We start from the raw sequence: 17,449 nt of genomic DNA on the forward strand, positions 1-17,449 counted from the left end.
TATTTACCAATCCAGAAGATTATCTGCAGCGGCGCGGGCCTCGTTGGTGATTTCAGCACCCGCAAGCATGCGTGCAATTTCTTCGCGTCTTAAGTCATCAGAAAGCGGTGTTACAGCCGTTGTGACCGGACCATCTGATTCATTGGCCGCTTTCTTTATTAACCAGTGATTTTTGCCGCGGGCGGCTACTTGCGGTGAATGCGTTATCACTAAAATCTGTCCCTTATCGGAAAGTTCAGAAAGCCTTTCACCAACCGCATTGGCAACAGCACCACCAACGCCCTGATCAATTTCATCAAATATAAGTGTGGCAACACTTGTTTTTCTGGCTAGCACCACTTTTAACGCAAGGATAAACCGGGATAGTTCACCGCCCGATGCAATTTTAACTAGGCCGCCAAATGGTGCGCCAGGGTTTGTGGAAACCCTGAAATCAATACGTTCACCGCCCTCGCCGTTCCAATGTTCTTTATCAAGCGGTTCCAAAAATGTTTTAAATTCTGCCTTGTCCATTTTCAGCGCCGGTAGTTCTTCATTCACTTGCGCATCTAATATCGCCGCAGCCATTTCGCGTTCTTTGGACAGTTTTTCCACATTGGCCTCGAATATTGTTTGCGCACGATAAACATCTTCAGTCAGCCTTCTAACCTCTTCATCGCCATATTGAATTGTGCTTAGTTTTTCTTCAAATTCGGCTTTTAAGGCCGGCAATTGATCCGCTTGACAATTGTGCTTACGCGCTGCGGCCCTTAATGCGAAAAGCCTTTCTTCCGTGTTTTCAAGATCATAAGGATTAAATTCAAGATTACGGATAATCTCTTCTAGTTCCGCAATCGCATCTGCCGTTTCATTGGCCGCACGGTCAAGATTTTCAGATACGCCTTCTAATAAACCCGGTGCTTGTGCCGCCATCCGTTCCATTTTACGGATTGTCGCCCTTAAGACCGTATCTACCCCTTTATCGGATAATAACTTATTGAGCAGTTCACCAAGCCCCTCTGATAAGTTTTCGCCCTGCATCATTCGGGTGCGCTCTTTGGCAAGCTCTTCTTCTTCGCCTTCCTGCGGGTTTAGCTGATCAAGTTCTTCCAGATTATATCTGATATAATCCTCGTCTTGTTTTGCTTGCTCTAATTTTGCTTGTTCATCGGCAAGTTCATCCTGAAGAGCCGTTAAATTATCAAAATTATTTCGTACTTTTATATGCAATTCCTGATAATCACCAAAATCATCAAGAAGACTTCTATGCCCCGATGGATTAAGCAATCCTCTTTCATCATGCTGCCCATGAATTTCAACAAGTGTTTCACCAATTTGTCTAAGAAGTGTAATGCTTACGGATTGGTCATTAATGAATGCGCGACTACGGCCATCTTTTCCAATCACACGACGAAGAATCAATTGACCATCTTCGTGATCCAGTCCCTGATCATTCAGGACATCCCATATTCTATGATCTTCTGACAATGAAAACTCAGCCGTCACAGAACCTTGGTCCTGTCCTTGTCTGATAATTTCACGGCCACTTCTTGCCCCGATCGCAAGGCCAATACCGGAAAGAAGAATAGATTTCCCAGCCCCTGTTTCACCACTTAATACTGAAAGACCGTCTTCAAAATCCATTTGAAGGCGGTCAATAAGAACAATATCCTTGATCGTGAGCGAAACAATCATAGATCATTTCACCTATTAATTTGAATAACGCTGCAATAGATTCTGGCTATACCCGTTCCATTCGCTATCAGGATAATTTAGCGCAAGAACCTCTGCCGATTTTCTGGCTTCAATCACAATCCCAAGTGCCAAATATGCTTCTGTGATTCTGTGTAAGGCTTCTGCGGTATGGCTGGTAGTTTCATATTCATCCACCACATTATTAAAACGTCCAATGGCAGCAAAAAAGTCACCCGTTGATTGATAAAAACGGCCGATTTCCATTTGCTTACCCGCCAAATGGTCAAGTGTAAGTTCAATTTTTACGCGGGCATCTTTGGCATAATCAGAATCAGGATGAAGTCTGATCACTTCGTTAAATGAAAATAAAGCAAGCTCTGTGTTCATTTGATCGCGTCTGACATCTGCAATTTGTTCATAATAACTTTGCGCAACGATATATCTGGCATATGCCGCATTTTTATTACCCGGATGAAGCGCAAGATATCTTTGTGCTGTCAAAATCGCATCTTCATAATTATTTGCCATGTAATGGGCATAGGCAGACATTAATTTTGACCGTGTCGCCCAAACAGAATATGGATGCTGTCTTTCAACCTCGTCAAATGCAACGGCAGCAAACTTCCATTGTCCACGGTCACTATATTTCTGAGCCTCAACATATAATTGCTCAACAGGAAGATCACGATACTGCAACGTCCCGCCACCACAAGCGCTAAGACCGATTATTGCAACCAGTGCGACTGAAATATTTTTTATGAATGCTTTTGAGAGCCTGAAGTTCATACTTTTTCCAATTTTCAATTTGCAGAAAAATCAATATCGCAAATATATACCACGCTTCAAGTGAAAATCACCACTGCTAATTTAATTAGTAGCCTAATTTTTTACATTTTGGAAAAAAACTTAAACAGACTATTGTAATATCGTTCAAAATTGACTATTTGCCAATGCAAATAAAAATGTTATATAATAACAATTACGAATCTTTATAGAAGGTATAAATGAAATCATTTATTAAATTATTCGCGTTAGCGGCTATTACTGTAATTACATTGGGCACAGTAAACGCAAATGCAAAAGACCTTAAAGTTGTTACAAGCATCAAACCAATCCATTCTCTTGCAGCACGTGTAATGGGCGACCGTGGCGAAGTGGAGCTATTGGTAAATGGTGGCGTCACGCCACATATTTTCAGAATGCGTCCTTCCGATTTAAAAAAGATCGTTGATGCGGATGTCTTGTTTTACATTTCCCCTAAATTCGAAACATTCCTAAAATCCGCATCTCTTGTTAACAGATCATCATTAAATGCGATTATCTTGGCAGAACAAGAAGGTATTAAGCTATATCCATACCGCGACAGTAAAGTATGGTTTAGCGAAGGCGATCTAGAGGATGAACACCATCATAGTGATGTAGATCTTCATATTTGGTTAGACCCTTCTAACACAAGACGTATTGTTGATATCATCCAAGAAACCCTTTCTGAACTTGACCCAATGAATTCAATTCATTACGCCCGTAACGCGCAATCATTAAAGAGAGAGCTTTATGAGCAAGAAGAACTCATCAGAGAACTTCTAAGACCGCTGCGTGACAGCGCAATGATCGTATATCATGATGCATTCCAATATTATGAACGTGCTTACTCCTTAAGAAGTATGGGCGCGATCCAGCTGCATGCAGATGAAACACCAAGTGTGAAACATCTGACTGCACTTAAAAGAATCGCAGAAGAGAAAAACGTTGCCTGCGTGCTTGCCATTCCAGGAACCCACCCAAAAATCGCCATGGCTGTGATGGGTGAAATGGATACCGGGTATGGTGTCGTTGACCATCTTGGTCAATACTTGGAAGCCGGGCCGCAAAGCTATCTTCAATTAATGTTTGAAATCACACAAAGTATTTTGGACTGTCATGAAAAAGATGACAATGCCATGTTTGGTGACAATTAATTCACTGCAGTTCAAGCGGTAATGCTGTCGTATATTTTACCTGCCTTAGGGTGAAAAATGACGTCGATTCAGAAATGAGCGGGTGATTTAATAAATGACCCGCCAAAAACTTTTCAAATTTTTCTACATCCGGAACCACTACTGTCAGCGCATAATCATGTTGTCCAAGAATGGCATAACATTCCGTTACTTCCGGGCGACCTTCGATAAAATTTTCAAATTCCATTCTGGTATCTTCACCATGTCGGCTTAGTCTTACATGTATGATCGCTGATACGTTTAATGCCGTTTTTTTACGGTCAAGTAGGGCGACTGTCCCTTTAATGATGCCTACATCTTCAAGGTTTTTTATGCGTCTCCAAACCGAAGTGGCGGATACACCGGTTATTTCTGCGATGTCCTGATTTGTAAGTGTGGCATCAGCTTGTATAAGATTTAAGATCTTTACATCAGAATTATCAAGTGAAATTGACATTTATATATAACCTTATTTTTGAATTATAATTTCAATTATATCCAATTTTGCACGAATTTAAAAACAAAATTTCACCAATTTCGGTGTATAATTCCGTCAATTTCAACAATAAAGCGAAGGATAAGATTTTGGCTGATTTATTTGACAATCCGATGGGTGTAGATGGTTTTGAATTTGTAGAGTATGCATCTCCTGAACCAGAAAAATTAAGAGAACTATTTAATCAACTTGGTTTTAAAATGGTTGCCAAGCATCGTTCAAAGAACGTAACCCTTCACAAAGCTGGCGGCGTTAATTTCCTGATTAACGCAGAACCTAACAGTTTCGCACAGCGTTATGCTTTTGCCCATGGACCAAGCATTTGCGCAATGGCATTCCGTGTTCGTAATTCAAAAGAAGCATACGACCACGCCATCGCACAAGGCGCAAACCCAGTTGTGCAAGAAGTAGCACCAATGGAACTATACATCCCTGCAATCGAAGGCATCGGCGGCAGCCGTCTTTATCTTGTGGACCGTTACGGTGAAAATACAATTTATGACGTGGATTTTGTGCCATGCGAAGATGACAACGTCACCGAAATCGCTGACACTGGCTTTGAATTCATCGATCATCTAACCCACAATGTTTATACGGGCCGTATGAGCTACTGGGCTGATTTCTACGAGCGTATCTTTAACTTTAGAGAGTTAAAGTTCTTTGATATCGATGGCCAAAAAACAGGTCTTACAAGTAAGGCTATGACAAGCCCATGCGGTCAGATTCACATTCCGCTGAATGAATCAAAGGATAACCAATCACAAATCGTTGAATATCTTAACGAATATCGCGGCGAAGGCATTCAACACATCGCACTTTATACCAATGATATTTATAAGACGGTTGATACACTTAAATCCCGAAACGTACCGCTTCAGGATACGATTGACACCTATTATGACCTCATTGATGACCGTATCGACCAACATGCAGAAGACGTTGAAGAGCTACGCAAACGTCGTATTCTTATTGATGGCGGTAAAGATGACGGCATTTTACTGCAAATCTTTACTGATACTGTTATTGGCCCGATCTTCTTTGAGATCATCCAAAGAAAAGGCAACGAAGGTTTTGGTGAGGGTAACTTCAAAGCGTTGTTTGAATCAATCGAACTTGATCAAATGAGACGCGGTGTAATCTAATAAAGGTTACGATAAGACAAAAAGAAAGGCGGCTTATATAAGCCGCCTTTTTTCATTTTATAAACTTTAATTTAGTTAGCCTGGCGCCTTAAGAAGGCCGGAATTTCAAGATGATCTTCTTTTTCCGGTTGCTTTATTTCTGGCTCTTTTGAAACAACAAGTTCCGGTTTTGGCTGCTCTGCTTCAATAGAAAGCTCAAGTTCAGCCGTGCTTTCAAAATCAAGCATATCACCCTGTTTCATTGATGGCTCTTGCTTAATGATCGGCTTCTTTTGAACGGTTGGTTCGTTTTTAATAACTGGCTCTTTTGAAACAGCAGGCTCTTTCTTATTGCCAAGAAGGTTTTGGAAAAGACCAAGTTTTTGTCTTGGCTGTTTTTCCACTTTCGCCGGTTTTACTTCTGGTTCTGGCTCAGCAATAATTTCCGGTTCCGCCATTTTAACTTCAATCGGCTCTTCCGGCATTGTTGGCTCAGGCGCAATAAAAGGGGCATCGCGGTCTTCAGCGATATTTTCTTCTACCGGCTTCTCTTCTAAAACAGGCTCTTCTTTTTGAACTTGCTCTTCACGAATTTGATCAACAAGCTCCATTGGCTCTGGTGCCGCTTCATCCACAAGATCAAGCAGCTCTTCTTCCGTTTTAACTTCTTCTACTGGCTCAGCTGGCTTTTCTTCTATCTTTGGCGTTTCAGGACGCTGATGACTATATGTTTTTTGTGGAATTTCTGCCTTTGGCATTGAACTGGCTTCAATACCAGTTGCCACCACAGAAACACGCATCTTACCATCAAGATTTGCGTCTAATGCAGAACCCACAAGGATATTTGCTTCTGGATCAACTTCACCGCGAATACGGTTTGCTGCTTCGTCCACTTCAAACAGCGTCAGGTCCATACCACCTGTAATATTTATCAGAACGCCTTGCGCACCTTTCATGGACACTTCATCAAGAAGTGGGTTTGAAATGGCTGCTTCAGCTGCTTCTAGCGCACGGTTTTCACCTTCTGCCTCACCAGTACCCATCATTGCTTTACCCATTTCGCTCATCACTGTGCGAACATCGGCAAAATCAAGGTTAACAAGGCCCGGCAACATCATAAGATCCGTTACACCACGAACACCTGAATGCAACACTTCATCCGCCATCGCAAAGGCATCGGCAAATGTTGTGCGTTCATTTGCAATTCTAAACAAGTTCTGGTTTGGAATAATAATCAGCGTATCAACATGCTTTGACAGTTCTGAAATTCCATCTTCCGCAAGGTTCATGCGGCGACCACCTTCGAACTGGAAAGGTTTGGTAACAACACCAACGGTCAGGATACCCTTTTCACGTGCTTTTTGTGCGATCATCGGCGCAGCACCCGTACCCGTACCACCACCCATTCCGGCTGTGATAAACACCATATGGCACCCTTCAAGATGCTCTTCAATAGCGTCCATTGTTTCTTCTGCGGCTGCACGGCCAACTTCCGGACGGGCACCTGCGCCCAACCCTTGTGTCAGTTCAGCACCCAGCTGTATTTTTTGTTCGGCAAGGGAATGACTTAATGCCTGCGCATCCGTATTTGCACAGACAAAATCAACCCCCTTAAGTGAGGAGTTAACCATGTTGTTAACAGCATTCCCACCTGCACCGCCGACACCAAACACAGTAATTTTTGGTGTTAGTTCCGTTAATTCCGGCGATGTAAATTCAATTGTCATCTTAACCTCCCAGGATTCTTATTGCTAAATCTGGATTCATTCTTCTTTAACAAACAGTTAACAGTAACTTTATAACAAGTGATTCGCGCTGTCTTTAAAAAAATGAATCCGAGTCGTTTTTTTTAACTTACGATTCGTTTGGCAAATATTTTTGCCCTTTATACGAGTCATTTTCAACTTATGGTAATAAACTTAACTAGAAATTCTCTTTAAACCAATTTGTGATCGTTTCGAAAATTCCCTGACCTTTACTTTTTTCTTCTGCAAAATGCAGTTCATCCGGTTTTGTTGCCATATACATCAGCAATCCTGCACCGGTTGCAAATCCGCCACCGGCCGTCGTGTCGGCCAGACCATCAACATTAAGCGGCCGCCCTAACCTGACACTGCCGCCAAAAACCTTTTTCGCAAGTTCCTCAACACCACCAAGCTGGCTTCCGCCGCCCGTAATGACAAGTCTGCGACCAGCCGTATTTTCCAGCCCGGCATTCCTGATTTTGTCACGAACGATTTCAAATATTTCTTCAACACGCGGTTCAATGATCGACGTCAACATACGGCGTGGAATTGTGGTTACATTTTCCTGACCATTGTCGCCGATTTGCGTCACATCAATCTGATTACGAACCGTCGACATTCCCGCCATACAATTCCCAAATAATGTTTTTAATCTTTCAGCAGAATTGATCGGTGTGAAAAGCCCCTGTGCAATATCTTTGGTTACGTGATGACCGCCAAATGGCACCATATCACCATATATAAATTCATTATCCTTAAACGCCGCGATGGTCGTAACACCCCCACCCATATCAATACAGATACAACCAAGTTCCATTTCATCAGAAACCAATGTGGAAAGACCGGATGCATAAGGCGAAAATACAATTCCAACCATATTTAAATGACAATTATTCACACATGCCTGCAAATTTCGAAGCGGGCTAACGGATGCGGTTGTGACATGCATATCCACACCAAGTTTTTCACCGTACATTCCGTTTGGATCACGAACGCCACTTACCCCATCAATAATATAGCTCGTCGGTCTTGAATGAATAACAAACCGTTCTTGTTCATTTAAATGTTGTCTGCCATGATTAAGAACCCGTTCAATGTCAATATCGCTGATTTCATGACCGGCAACATCCACCTCAACAGCAAGTTGGGTTGATTTCGGCTCACCCGCAGAAAGATTTACAACAACATTTTCAATTGGTGCGCCGCCCGCCATTTTTTCCGCCGCATCAACAGCCGTGCGAATGGCATTTTCCGTTTCCACCATATCCACAACCGTACCAAGGTTAAGCCCTCTGGATTCACGGTGGCCAATGCCGATCACTCGTGGCCTGTTTGTCACCGGATCCACTTCGGCGATGAAACAACAAATCTTGCTGCTGCCTACATCCAATATGGCAATAGTTTGATCCGCCATTTAAATTTCTTCTCCCTTACCACTGGTCTTTGCCATTAGTCTTCTTCTTGCTGCTTCTTCCGGTGTTAAACGGACAACCGTTTTATCCTGAATGCGAAAATCAACCGCCAATATATTTTTCGCGAGCAATTTTTCCTGCCTTTCAAATTCGATTAGGTTTTGCCAGGCGACTTCCATGCCATTTTCCGGCAGCATAATTTTAATGCCGTTATTTAAGATCAAATCCCACCTGCGACCGCCAACCCACGTTGCCGTTTCAACACGGTCAAAAAGTTCCATATTCTGTGATACGGTGATCATTAATTCTTCCAGATTATCATCGGCGCCATTGCCGCTGATCATCGGAAGATCCGAAAAATACTCAAGCCCCTGATCCGTAATGCGCACCCCTTCATCAGAAAGAATCCACAATTTATTATCCACTTGCCAAAGGGCGGCCGGTTGATGTTCAACAATATTTATGGCAACACCATCAGGCATTTTTCGTGCAATCGTTGCTGTTTTTACCCAATTTAAAAGCTCTATACGCTCTTTAATTTCCTTGATATTAACCGCAAGTAATGGCTGGCCAATTTCAATACCCGCCGTTTCCATTATCTCGCCAACGCTGGTTTGAAGCTCACCTTCGATATCAATTTTTTCTACCGTTAGCCCCGCATCCACAAGACTATCCTCGACCTTAGTTTCCGCACTGTTAATCCAGGTTTCAATCTGCCCGCTACGCCATAAATAAAGACTGCTGATAATGGACACACAAATTACAAATACAGAAACACCGCGTAGAATAGAAATTCTCAACCTACGGCGTCGCAGGTTGATGGCTTCCTGTTCACCGCGACGCATTGTTTTTTGTGCAGAATTTGCATTTTCCCTTATCGCTCGCATGATGCATCCTCCATCATCCAGCCAACCAATTCTGAAAATGACATACCCAAATATGCTGCTTGCTCTGGAACAAGCGAAAGTGGTGTCATACCTGGCTGCGTATTGGTTTCAAGAATATAAACATCATCGCCATCCATCCTGAAATCCGATCTGCTTACACCGCGACAGCCAAGAATTTTATGAGCCTTTAACGCCATATCTTTTAAGTCATGTTCTTGTTCATCACTTAAATCCGCGGGAATAATATGATCCGTCATACCGTCCTGATATTTGGCCTTATAATCATAAAATCCGGCCTTGGGCTTTAATTCTGTGATGCATAACGCTTTATCCCCCATCACTGAAACAGTGAGTTCACGGCCCGGAATATATTTTTCCACCATCAAGTATTCTGTATCTTTCCACGGTCCCTCTAAGTTCTCGTGAAAGTCATCACCATGATCCACAATGATCACACCGACGCTTGAGCCATCATTATAAGGCTTCACCACAAATGGACGCTTCATTGGGTCAGTTTTAAACAATTCATCACGGTGGATAATCATGTCTGGCGCACATGGTATGTCAATTGAATGAAACAGTTTTTTGGATAATATTTTATCCATGGCTAGTGCCGATGCCTTAACACCGGAATGAGTATATGGGACTTTCAATGTTTCAAGTATTCCCTGAACACAGCCATCCTCACCCCACGTACCGTGAAGACCATTAAAAACGGCTTCGGGTTTTAATTCTGTTAGAACTTCATAGATATCTGGCTGCACATCAACTTCGGTCACATTATACCCAGCTTCACGAAGCCCTTCCGCAATGGCGGCACCGCTCACGAGCGACACTTCCCGTTCACTGGACCATCCACCTTTTAGTACGCAAATATTTTGAAATTTCTTCATGATTTGCGCCCTACTCGTTTAATTTCCCACTGAAGCTCAACGCCGGATTTTTCCTTAACCCGCTTGCGGACTTCTTCACCAAGTTCTTCGATATCGCGTGCGGTTGCGCTACCTTCATTAATCAGGAAATTACAATGTTTCTCTGATACGCAGGCGCCACCAATTCTAAAACCACGACACCCTGCTTCATCAACCAGCTTCCATGCGGAATATCCATCTGGATTTTTAAAAGTACTGCCGCCCGTTCTTGTTCTTAATGGTTGACTTTCTTCGCGGGCATTACCGATTTCATTCATGCGCAATTGAATTTCTTCCGGGTCACCTTTTATGCCCTCGAAAACAGCGTTTAAGAAAATATGATCATTTGGCACAGATGTTTTTCTATATGAAAAGCCCATGTCATCGTACGTAAGTTCATGAATATCACCACTACGGTCCATGGTACGGGCGCTTTTGAATATATCTTTAATCTCTCGACCATATGCACCAGCATTCATTTTTAATGCCCCGCCAATGGTGCCCGGCACACCGCGTAAAAATTCAAAACCAGAAAGTGATGCATCCAATGCTTTACGGGCCACTGTGATGTCAGGCGTGCCAGCACCCGCCATAATTTCATTATCACTTACCGAACAGCTGGAAAATTTCTTACCAAATCGAATAACTGCCCCTTCAACACCGCCATCACGGATTAACATGTTTGAACCGACACCAAGTGGCAACACAGGCATATCGTTGGGCAACGCTTTTAAGAACAATGCCAAATCGTCTTCGTCTTCAGGCGTAAATAAAATATCGGCATTACCACCTGTTCTGAACCATGTCAGACCAGCCAGTGGCGCGTCATATTCTATTTTCCCCTTAATCGCCGCAGGGAAATCAATAACACCATCAATGTTGCGCTTTTCAGGCATCATTCAGTTAATCCCTTTTAACCCTTCCGGCAGATCATAGGCCCATTGCGTCACATTACCGGCACCAAGGAATATCACCAGATCACCCGGTTCTGCCGTTTCAGAAATCAGACCTGCGATATCATCCGGCCCATCAATTTTTCTTACATCACGGTGACCAACACTTTGAAGACCGTTTATCAGTGCTTCCTGATCCGCGCCCTCAATTGGTTGCTCACCGGCTTCAAATACAGGGGATACAATCACGGTATCCGCATCGTTGAAACAGGAACAAAATTCATCAAATAAACTTTCAAGACGCGTATAACGATGTGGCTGCATAATCGCGATAACCTTGCCGTTATAAGCTTCGCGTGCAGCACTTAACACGGATGCAATTTCAACCGGGTGATGGGCATAATCATCAACAATCGTGACCCCATCCACTTTATCCACAAGTGTAAAGCGACGCTTAACGCCGGAAAATTTGGAAAACGCAGTGCGGATCACGTCATCTGAAATCCCAAGTTCATGGGCCACGGCAATGGCAGCAAGCGCATTCAATACATTGTGACGCCCCGGCATAGGCATGGTGATTTTTTCAAGTATCACAACATCATCATTATGACGGTTTGAAATTTCCACATCAAACCTCGCCGATCCTTCGCTGAATGAAACATTTGTGCCGCGTACTTTGGCTTGTGGGCTAAAACCATATGTGACAATGCGGCGATCGATGATTTTACCGATTAATGCCTGCACTTCCGGATGGTCAATACACATAGCCGCAAACCCATAAAAGGGTACATTTTCAATGAATGTATTAAATGCCGCCTTGGCATTTTCAAAATCACCGTAAAAATCAAGATGTTCCGGATCGATGTTGGTCACGACCGCCACGGTTGATGGAATTTTAATAAATGTGCCATCGCTTTCGTCGGCCTCAACCACCATCCAGTCACCATCACCAAGACGCGCATTGGTACCATATGCATTAATGATACCGCCGTTGATGACGGTCGGGTCATATTTTGCTTCATCAAGCACTGCCGACACCATTGTTGTCGTGGTTGTTTTACCGTGGGTGCCAGCAACAGACACACACCATTTTAAACGCATTAATTCCGCAAGCATTTCTGATCTTCTGATCAGCGGCATTTTTAAGGAACGGGCCGCGACCACCTCTGGATTATCAGGTTTAATGGCGGTTGAGACAACAATGCCCCATGCCCCTTCCAGGTTTTCCGCGCGCTGTCCGACAAACACCTTAATGCCCAGTTTACGTAAACGCTTCACATTGGCATTTTCGGAAATATCACTGCCCTGAATTTTATAGCCGAAATTATGCATTACTTCGGCAATGCCGCTCATGCCGATGCCGCCAATACCGACAAAGTGCAATGTTCCGATATTGGTTGGATGTCCGATATTATTTGATCCAATTTGCGTGGTCATCTTTTCGCTACTAATCCTTTACTTTCTACGTCTTCGTTATTCTCATTTGAAATTTCGTTGACGGTAATAACGCTTTTATCGCCTTTTACAAGCGCTAATCTTTCAACAATATCCGCAAGATCTTTTGCAGCATATGGCTTGCCAATTTTTCTGGATTCTTCGGCCGCCTGCCACACCTCATTTGGATGACGCGCCATTCTTTGTAAAACCTTCGCCAACGTCTTTGCGTTAAATTCATTGTTTTGATAAAGCCACGCACCACCAACGGATAACAGCTCACGTGCATTGGCTGTTTGATGATTATCTGTTGCATGCGGATATGGCACCAAAATAGCTGGCCTGCCAGCCGTTGTTAATTCTGCAATCGTCGATGCGCCAGCACGGCCAATCACCAAATGCGACCACCTTAAACAATTGGGCAGGTCATCAATAAATGTGGTTAATTCAACGGCAATTTTCGTATCCGCGTAAATTGCACGTACGGATTCAATATCTTCTTCCCGACACTGTTGCGTCACCTGAAGTCTGCGCTGTGATGCTCGCGGCAATGTGGATATGGCTTGCGGTACCACTTCACTGAAAATTTTAGCACCTTGGCTGCCGCCAATCACAAGAATTCTGAATATTTTATCATCGCCAAGGGTCGGGAAATACAAATCGCCGATCTCTTCAACTTCCTTACGAACTGGATTACCAGTAACCGCCACATAATTATAACTTTGCCAATCCGCTTTGTCCGTATTTTCAAACGATAATGCAACCGCATCAACGGATTTCGCCATCAATCTGTTAACCCGGCCAAGCACCGCATTTTGTTCATGCAAACAAGTGGGTATCCCAAGGGACGCTGCCGCACGAATTGTCGGGAATGACGGATAGCCGCCAAAGCCAATCACCGCACCGGCACCAACCATTTTAAGAAGTGATTTTGCGTCACGAATACTGGATAAAATTTTTGGAAGCGCCAGTATTTTGCCAATTATTCCTTTACCGGTAAATGTGGTGCTATCCACTTCAAGTATTTTGATGCCGTCAAAAAGTTTCCGGTATTTAAGACCACGTCTATCTGTGATTAATGTCACGCGATGACCACGCGACAATAATTCCTGCCCTACAGCAAGGGCTGGGAACATATGACCACCCGTACCGCCAGCCGCAAGAACAATATGACTTGTGCGTCTACGGATCATTTTGACCCCCACGACAAGTTGATTTGCCCCGGTTTATATTGGCTATAACGGCGCGTAAGCGATAAAATCATCCCCATCCCAATCGCAAGCGCGATCATCGATGAACCACCATAACTGATAAATGGTAATGTCATACCCTTACTTGGGATGATCGATAAATTCACCGCCAGATTGATGAACGCCTGAATACCAAACTGCGTAAGCAGTCCTGCAACGGCCAGCACCGTAAACATATCCTGTTCTTTTAAAAGGTTCACTAAGCCGCGGATAACAATCACCGCAAAAATACCAATGATCAGCAAACAAACAACAACACCGAACTCTTCGCCGGCGACCGCAAAAATATAATCTGAATGAGCATCAGGTAAGCGCATTTTAACCGTACCTTCACCCGGCCCCGTTCCAAGCAGGCCACCATTTTTAAATGAATTGATTGCTAGATCTACTTGATAGGTGTCTGCATTTTCCGGATGGAAAAAACGGTCAATACGGTCCGCCACATGAGAAAGTGTCAGGTAAGCAATCAACAATCCGCCAAGCGCTGTTACCACAAGCGCCCCAACCCAAAACCACGCAAGGCCCGCCATGAACAGCTGAACGCCCCAAACAAAAGACACTAGCATTGTTTGTCCAAAATCCGGCTGTGCAATCAAAAGACCGACAACCAGCACCACAGACGCAAATGAAATTTTCCATCCCGGGAATCCCGGCACGCGGCTGCTTTCAGAAAACATCCATGCCGTAAAAATGATAAAGGCCGGTTTTAAAAATTCCGATGCCTGCAATGAAAATGACCCTAGCGGTATCCAGCGACGCGCGCCTTTTACCTCTGGCCCGACAATTAATGTCGCAACCAGTAACACGAGACAGGCCGCAAATAAAAGCACACCCGTTCGCCTGACCATTAACGGATTCATTAAGGATACGGAAAACATCACACCAATTGACAGAACAAGAAACACCACCTGACGTTCAACGAAATGGAAACTGGATAATCCAATGCGTTCCGCCACCGCCGGACTTGCGCCAAAAACAAGCACAATACCGATCGTGATCAACAGCGCAATAGACATCAGCAGCCAACGGTCAACCGTCCACCACCATGTACTTAATACGCTATCATCTGTTCTTGAAAATGTTGACATATTCCCCTTACCTCAACTTAAGTGTCGCTAAACCAATCAATGCCAGTAGCACCGCAATAATCCAGAAGCGGATAACGATGGTTGGTTCGGCCCAGCCTTTTTTCTCATAGTGATGATGAATTGGTGCCATTCGAAATACACGTTTTCCCGTAAGGCGGAATGATGCCACCTGAACGATCACAGAAACCGTTTCCAAAACAAACAAACCACCCACAATCGCAAGTACGATTTCATGTTTTGTAATGACACTAACGGCACCAAGTGCACCACCAAGGGCCAAGCTGCCTGTATCCCCCATAAATACCATGGCGGGCGGCGCATTATACCAAAGGAAACCAAGTCCCGCGCCGATGATCGCAGCAAGGAAAACGGCAAGCTCACCTGTGCCCTCAATATACGTCAGATTTAAATAATCAGTATAAACCACATTACCAACCACATAAGCGATAATCGCGAATGTTCCCGATGCAATAATCACCGGCACAATCGCAAGCCCGTCAAGTCCATCCGTGAGGTTTACACTATTGGACGCCCCCACCATCACAAAAACTGCAAACGGCATCATAAACCAACCCAGATCAACCATCACATCTTTTAAAAACGGTAAGGCAAGTTTGCTACCATAATCCGGCCCGGCCGCATCCATAATAATCAGAACGGCACCAAGAGAAATGGCAATTTCCATTAATAATTTCACTTTTCCGGAAACACCCGCAGAACTGGATTTGGTAATTTTTTTATAATCATCAAGAAAACCAATAAACCCAAAACCAGTGGTCACAAGCAATACGGCCCAAACATACGGGTTAGTCAGATCAGACCATAATAGGGTCCCTGCGCTCATACCTAGTAAAATCAGGAAACCGCCCATGGTTGGCGTACCTTGTTTGGTCAGAATATGACTTTCCGGGCCATCATCACGGATCGGTTGACCTTTTTTCTGCTTGGCTTTCAACATGTAAATTACGCGCGGGCCAAGCAGGAAACTGATCAAAAATGCTGTAAACAATGATATGCCGGTTCTAAAGGTCAAATAATTGAACACATTGAGAACGCTATATTGATCACTCATTGATGTTAAAAAATGATAAAGCATTTATTTCCTTTACTTACCCGTTTGCCACTTGTCTATTTTCATTTAAATCAAGTGTTTTTAATTTTTTTACTACTGCCGACATACCACTGGAATTTGATCCTTTGATCATGATGATGTCACCATCTTTTAAATCAGAGAGAAGCGCGCGTTCTATGGCATTTTTGTCATTAAAATAACTTGCTTGAATTGCCGGATATTGATTTTGAAGATGCTCGGCTAAATGCTTCATATGCTCGCCGACCACAAATACACGTTCAATTTCTGCTTCACCTAGTGCCGGCGCCAGACTTACATGCAATTCATCTGCCTGTTCACCCAGTTCCGCCATATCACCAAGTACGGCAATCTTTCTGCCACCATCCGAATTTTCACATTTTCCAAGCGTCTTAATCGCCGCTCGCATACTGGCCGGATTGGCATTATAACTTTCATCAATAAGCAAGAATGATGCATCAGAGCCAATATCGAAATAAATCCGGTCACGACGCCCACGACCAACAAGCGGCATCAGTTCCGCAAGCCCCAGGCCACTTAATCCCAGGTCAGCACCCACTGCATCAACCGCTGCCAAAACCGACAATGAATTCATTACCCAATGATCCCCGAGCATCCCGACTTTATAGGTCATAACCTTGTCCATCACATCAGCAATGATGCAGGTGCAGGTATCATGGAAATAATGTCTTAACGATCTAACGTCTGCGTCATCAGACATACCAAAAGTAATGATATTTTCGACGCCCGCTTTATGAGCGCGTTTTTTTAATCTTTCGAAATGGGGATTATCACGGTTAATGATCGCCGTTCCACCATTATTCATACAGGTGAAAATTTCCGCTTTTGCGTCTGCGATTTCTTCTACATTTTCGAAAAACTCACTATGGGCTAGCTCAACTGTCGTGATTATCGCCACATCAGGACGCACCAGTTTCACCAGCTCTTCCAGCTCACCCGCATGGTTCATTCCCATTTCAAAAATGCCATATTCAACATCGTACGGCATTCTGGCGAGTGAAAGCGGCACACCAACATCATTATTATAACTAAGCACACTTGCGTGTGTTTTCTTATATCTGGAAAGGGCCGCTTTTAGCGCTTCTTTAGTGCCTGTTTTACCAACGCTGCCTGTTACAGCAATAATCGGTACATTAACACGGTTACGTCCCGCAATACCAAGCTTAACGAGCGCATCCATAACATCATCAACAAGCACCTGTTTTGATTGATCAACCCCATCAACAACTTTACTGACAACAGCACCACTGGCGCCCGCATCAATTGCCGATTTCACATACGCATGACCATCAAAATTTGGACCAGATAATGCAAAAAACAGGTCACCGTCTTCAATGGTGCGGCTATCAATGGACACGCCATAGGAATTCCAACGACCCGATATCTTTGTATCAAAGACCGTCTCTAATTCCTGCGATGTCCAAAGCGGCAATACTGCCATGATTATGCCT

The 17,449-nt window shown here is 43.8% G+C and carries 15 protein-coding genes; 2 read left to right on the forward strand and 13 right to left on the reverse strand.

Going from position 1 to position 17,449, the window contains the following annotated elements:
* Positions 1-3: 3 nt before the first annotated feature.
* Positions 4-1,674 (reverse strand): DNA repair protein RecN, encoded by a 1,671-nt coding sequence (recN, locus tag KW060_RS13115; protein ID WP_249035841.1) that lies wholly within the window; start codon positions 1,672-1,674, stop codon positions 4-6.
* Between the two features lie 15 nt (positions 1,675-1,689).
* Entirely contained in the window at positions 1,690-2,460 is a 771-nt protein-coding gene (locus KW060_RS13120) for an outer membrane protein assembly factor BamD (RefSeq protein WP_249035842.1), read from the reverse strand.
* Positions 2,461-2,678: 218 nt separating this feature from the next.
* Here KW060_RS13120 and KW060_RS13125 point away from each other — a divergent pair, with 218 nt between their 5' ends.
* A complete protein-coding gene (locus KW060_RS13125; protein WP_249035843.1) occupies positions 2,679-3,632 on the forward strand; it encodes a zinc ABC transporter substrate-binding protein in 954 nt (317 codons plus the stop codon).
* Between the two features lies 1 nt (position 3,633).
* On the opposite strand, the gene KW060_RS13130 is transcribed toward KW060_RS13125, so the two are convergent.
* Positions 3,634-4,107, reverse strand: coding sequence for an Lrp/AsnC family transcriptional regulator (locus KW060_RS13130; protein WP_249035844.1), 474 nt, complete (start codon positions 4,105-4,107; stop codon positions 3,634-3,636).
* A 125-nt stretch (positions 4,108-4,232) separates the two neighbouring features.
* Here KW060_RS13130 and hppD point away from each other — a divergent pair, with 125 nt between their 5' ends.
* Positions 4,233-5,288 (forward strand): 4-hydroxyphenylpyruvate dioxygenase, encoded by a 1,056-nt coding sequence (hppD, locus tag KW060_RS13135; RefSeq protein ID WP_420833195.1) that lies wholly within the window; start codon positions 4,233-4,235, stop codon positions 5,286-5,288.
* A 71-nt stretch (positions 5,289-5,359) separates the two neighbouring features.
* On the opposite strand, the gene ftsZ is transcribed toward hppD, so the two are convergent.
* The 10 genes from ftsZ to KW060_RS13185 all read right to left on the reverse strand — a co-directional run bounded on the left by ftsZ (position 5,360) and on the right by KW060_RS13185 (position 17,439).
* A complete protein-coding gene (gene ftsZ / locus KW060_RS13140) occupies positions 5,360-6,994 on the reverse strand; it encodes a cell division protein FtsZ (protein WP_249035846.1) in 1,635 nt (544 codons plus the stop codon).
* A 196-nt stretch (positions 6,995-7,190) separates the two neighbouring features.
* On the reverse strand, positions 7,191-8,426 hold the full coding sequence (gene ftsA / locus KW060_RS13145; protein WP_249035847.1) for a cell division protein FtsA: 1,236 nt from the start codon (positions 8,424-8,426) through the stop codon (positions 7,191-7,193).
* The gene (locus KW060_RS13150; RefSeq protein WP_249035848.1) at positions 8,427-9,311 is read right to left on the reverse strand and encodes a cell division protein FtsQ/DivIB; all 885 of its coding nucleotides are present in this window, start codon (positions 9,309-9,311) and stop codon (positions 8,427-8,429) included.
* On the reverse strand, positions 9,299-10,204 hold the full coding sequence (locus tag KW060_RS13155; RefSeq protein WP_249035849.1) for a D-alanine--D-alanine ligase: 906 nt from the start codon (positions 10,202-10,204) through the stop codon (positions 9,299-9,301). The genes KW060_RS13150 and KW060_RS13155 overlap by 13 nt, the downstream gene beginning before the upstream one ends.
* Entirely contained in the window at positions 10,201-11,118 is a 918-nt protein-coding gene (gene murB, locus KW060_RS13160; protein WP_420833196.1) for a UDP-N-acetylmuramate dehydrogenase, read from the reverse strand. Before murB ends, KW060_RS13155 begins: the two co-directional genes overlap by 4 nt.
* Before the next feature lie 3 nt (positions 11,119-11,121).
* Entirely contained in the window at positions 11,122-12,525 is a 1,404-nt protein-coding gene (gene murC / locus KW060_RS13165) for a UDP-N-acetylmuramate--L-alanine ligase (RefSeq protein WP_420833197.1), read from the reverse strand.
* A gap of 23 nt (positions 12,526-12,548) precedes the next feature.
* Entirely contained in the window at positions 12,549-13,742 is a 1,194-nt protein-coding gene (gene murG / locus KW060_RS13170; RefSeq protein ID WP_249035852.1) for an undecaprenyldiphospho-muramoylpentapeptide beta-N-acetylglucosaminyltransferase, read from the reverse strand.
* Complete coding sequence (ftsW, locus tag KW060_RS13175; protein WP_249035853.1) at positions 13,739-14,887, reverse strand: putative lipid II flippase FtsW; 1,149 nt, start codon at positions 14,885-14,887, stop codon at positions 13,739-13,741. Before ftsW ends, murG begins: the two co-directional genes overlap by 4 nt.
* A gap of 7 nt (positions 14,888-14,894) precedes the next feature.
* Positions 14,895-15,983 carry a phospho-N-acetylmuramoyl-pentapeptide-transferase gene (mraY, locus tag KW060_RS13180; protein WP_249035854.1) on the reverse strand — a complete coding sequence of 363 codons (1,089 nt, stop codon included), beginning with the start codon at positions 15,981-15,983 and terminating at the stop codon, positions 14,895-14,897.
* A 13-nt stretch (positions 15,984-15,996) separates the two neighbouring features.
* The gene (locus KW060_RS13185; protein ID WP_249035855.1) at positions 15,997-17,439 is read right to left on the reverse strand and encodes a UDP-N-acetylmuramoylalanyl-D-glutamyl-2,6-diaminopimelate--D-alanyl-D-alanine ligase; all 1,443 of its coding nucleotides are present in this window, start codon (positions 17,437-17,439) and stop codon (positions 15,997-15,999) included.
* Positions 17,440-17,449 lie beyond the last annotated feature (10 nt).

It is taken from the genome of Pseudemcibacter aquimaris, assembly GCF_028869115.1.
Classification (GTDB): domain Bacteria; phylum Pseudomonadota; class Alphaproteobacteria; order Sphingomonadales; family Emcibacteraceae; genus Pseudemcibacter; species Pseudemcibacter aquimaris.

Coding starts and splice junctions, on each gene's coding strand:
- ftsW (WP_249035853.1), bottom strand. CDS start 14,887: ATGTCAACATTTTCAAGAACAGATGATAGCGTATTAAGTACATGGTGG.
- recN (WP_249035841.1), bottom strand. CDS start 1,674: ATGATTGTTTCGCTCACGATCAAGGATATTGTTCTTATTGACCGCCTT.
- mraY (WP_249035854.1), bottom strand. CDS start 15,983: ATGCTTTATCATTTTTTAACATCAATGAGTGATCAATATAGCGTTCTC.
- murG (WP_249035852.1), bottom strand. CDS start 13,742: ATGATCCGTAGACGCACAAGTCATATTGTTCTTGCGGCTGGCGGTACG.
- KW060_RS13125 (WP_249035843.1), top strand. CDS start 2,679: ATGAAATCATTTATTAAATTATTCGCGTTAGCGGCTATTACTGTAATT.
- ftsZ (WP_249035846.1), bottom strand. CDS start 6,994: ATGACAATTGAATTTACATCGCCGGAATTAACGGAACTAACACCAAAA.
- KW060_RS13130 (WP_249035844.1), bottom strand. CDS start 4,107: ATGTCAATTTCACTTGATAATTCTGATGTAAAGATCTTAAATCTTATA.
- KW060_RS13185 (WP_249035855.1), bottom strand. CDS start 17,439: ATGGCAGTATTGCCGCTTTGGACATCGCAGGAATTAGAGACGGTCTTT.
- KW060_RS13120 (WP_249035842.1), bottom strand. CDS start 2,460: ATGAACTTCAGGCTCTCAAAAGCATTCATAAAAAATATTTCAGTCGCA.
- KW060_RS13155 (WP_249035849.1), bottom strand. CDS start 10,204: ATGAAGAAATTTCAAAATATTTGCGTACTAAAAGGTGGATGGTCCAGT.
- ftsA (WP_249035847.1), bottom strand. CDS start 8,426: ATGGCGGATCAAACTATTGCCATATTGGATGTAGGCAGCAGCAAGATT.
- murB (WP_420833196.1), bottom strand. CDS start 11,118: ATGCCTGAAAAGCGCAACATTGATGGTGTTATTGATTTCCCTGCGGCG.
- KW060_RS13150 (WP_249035848.1), bottom strand. CDS start 9,311: ATGCGAGCGATAAGGGAAAATGCAAATTCTGCACAAAAAACAATGCGT.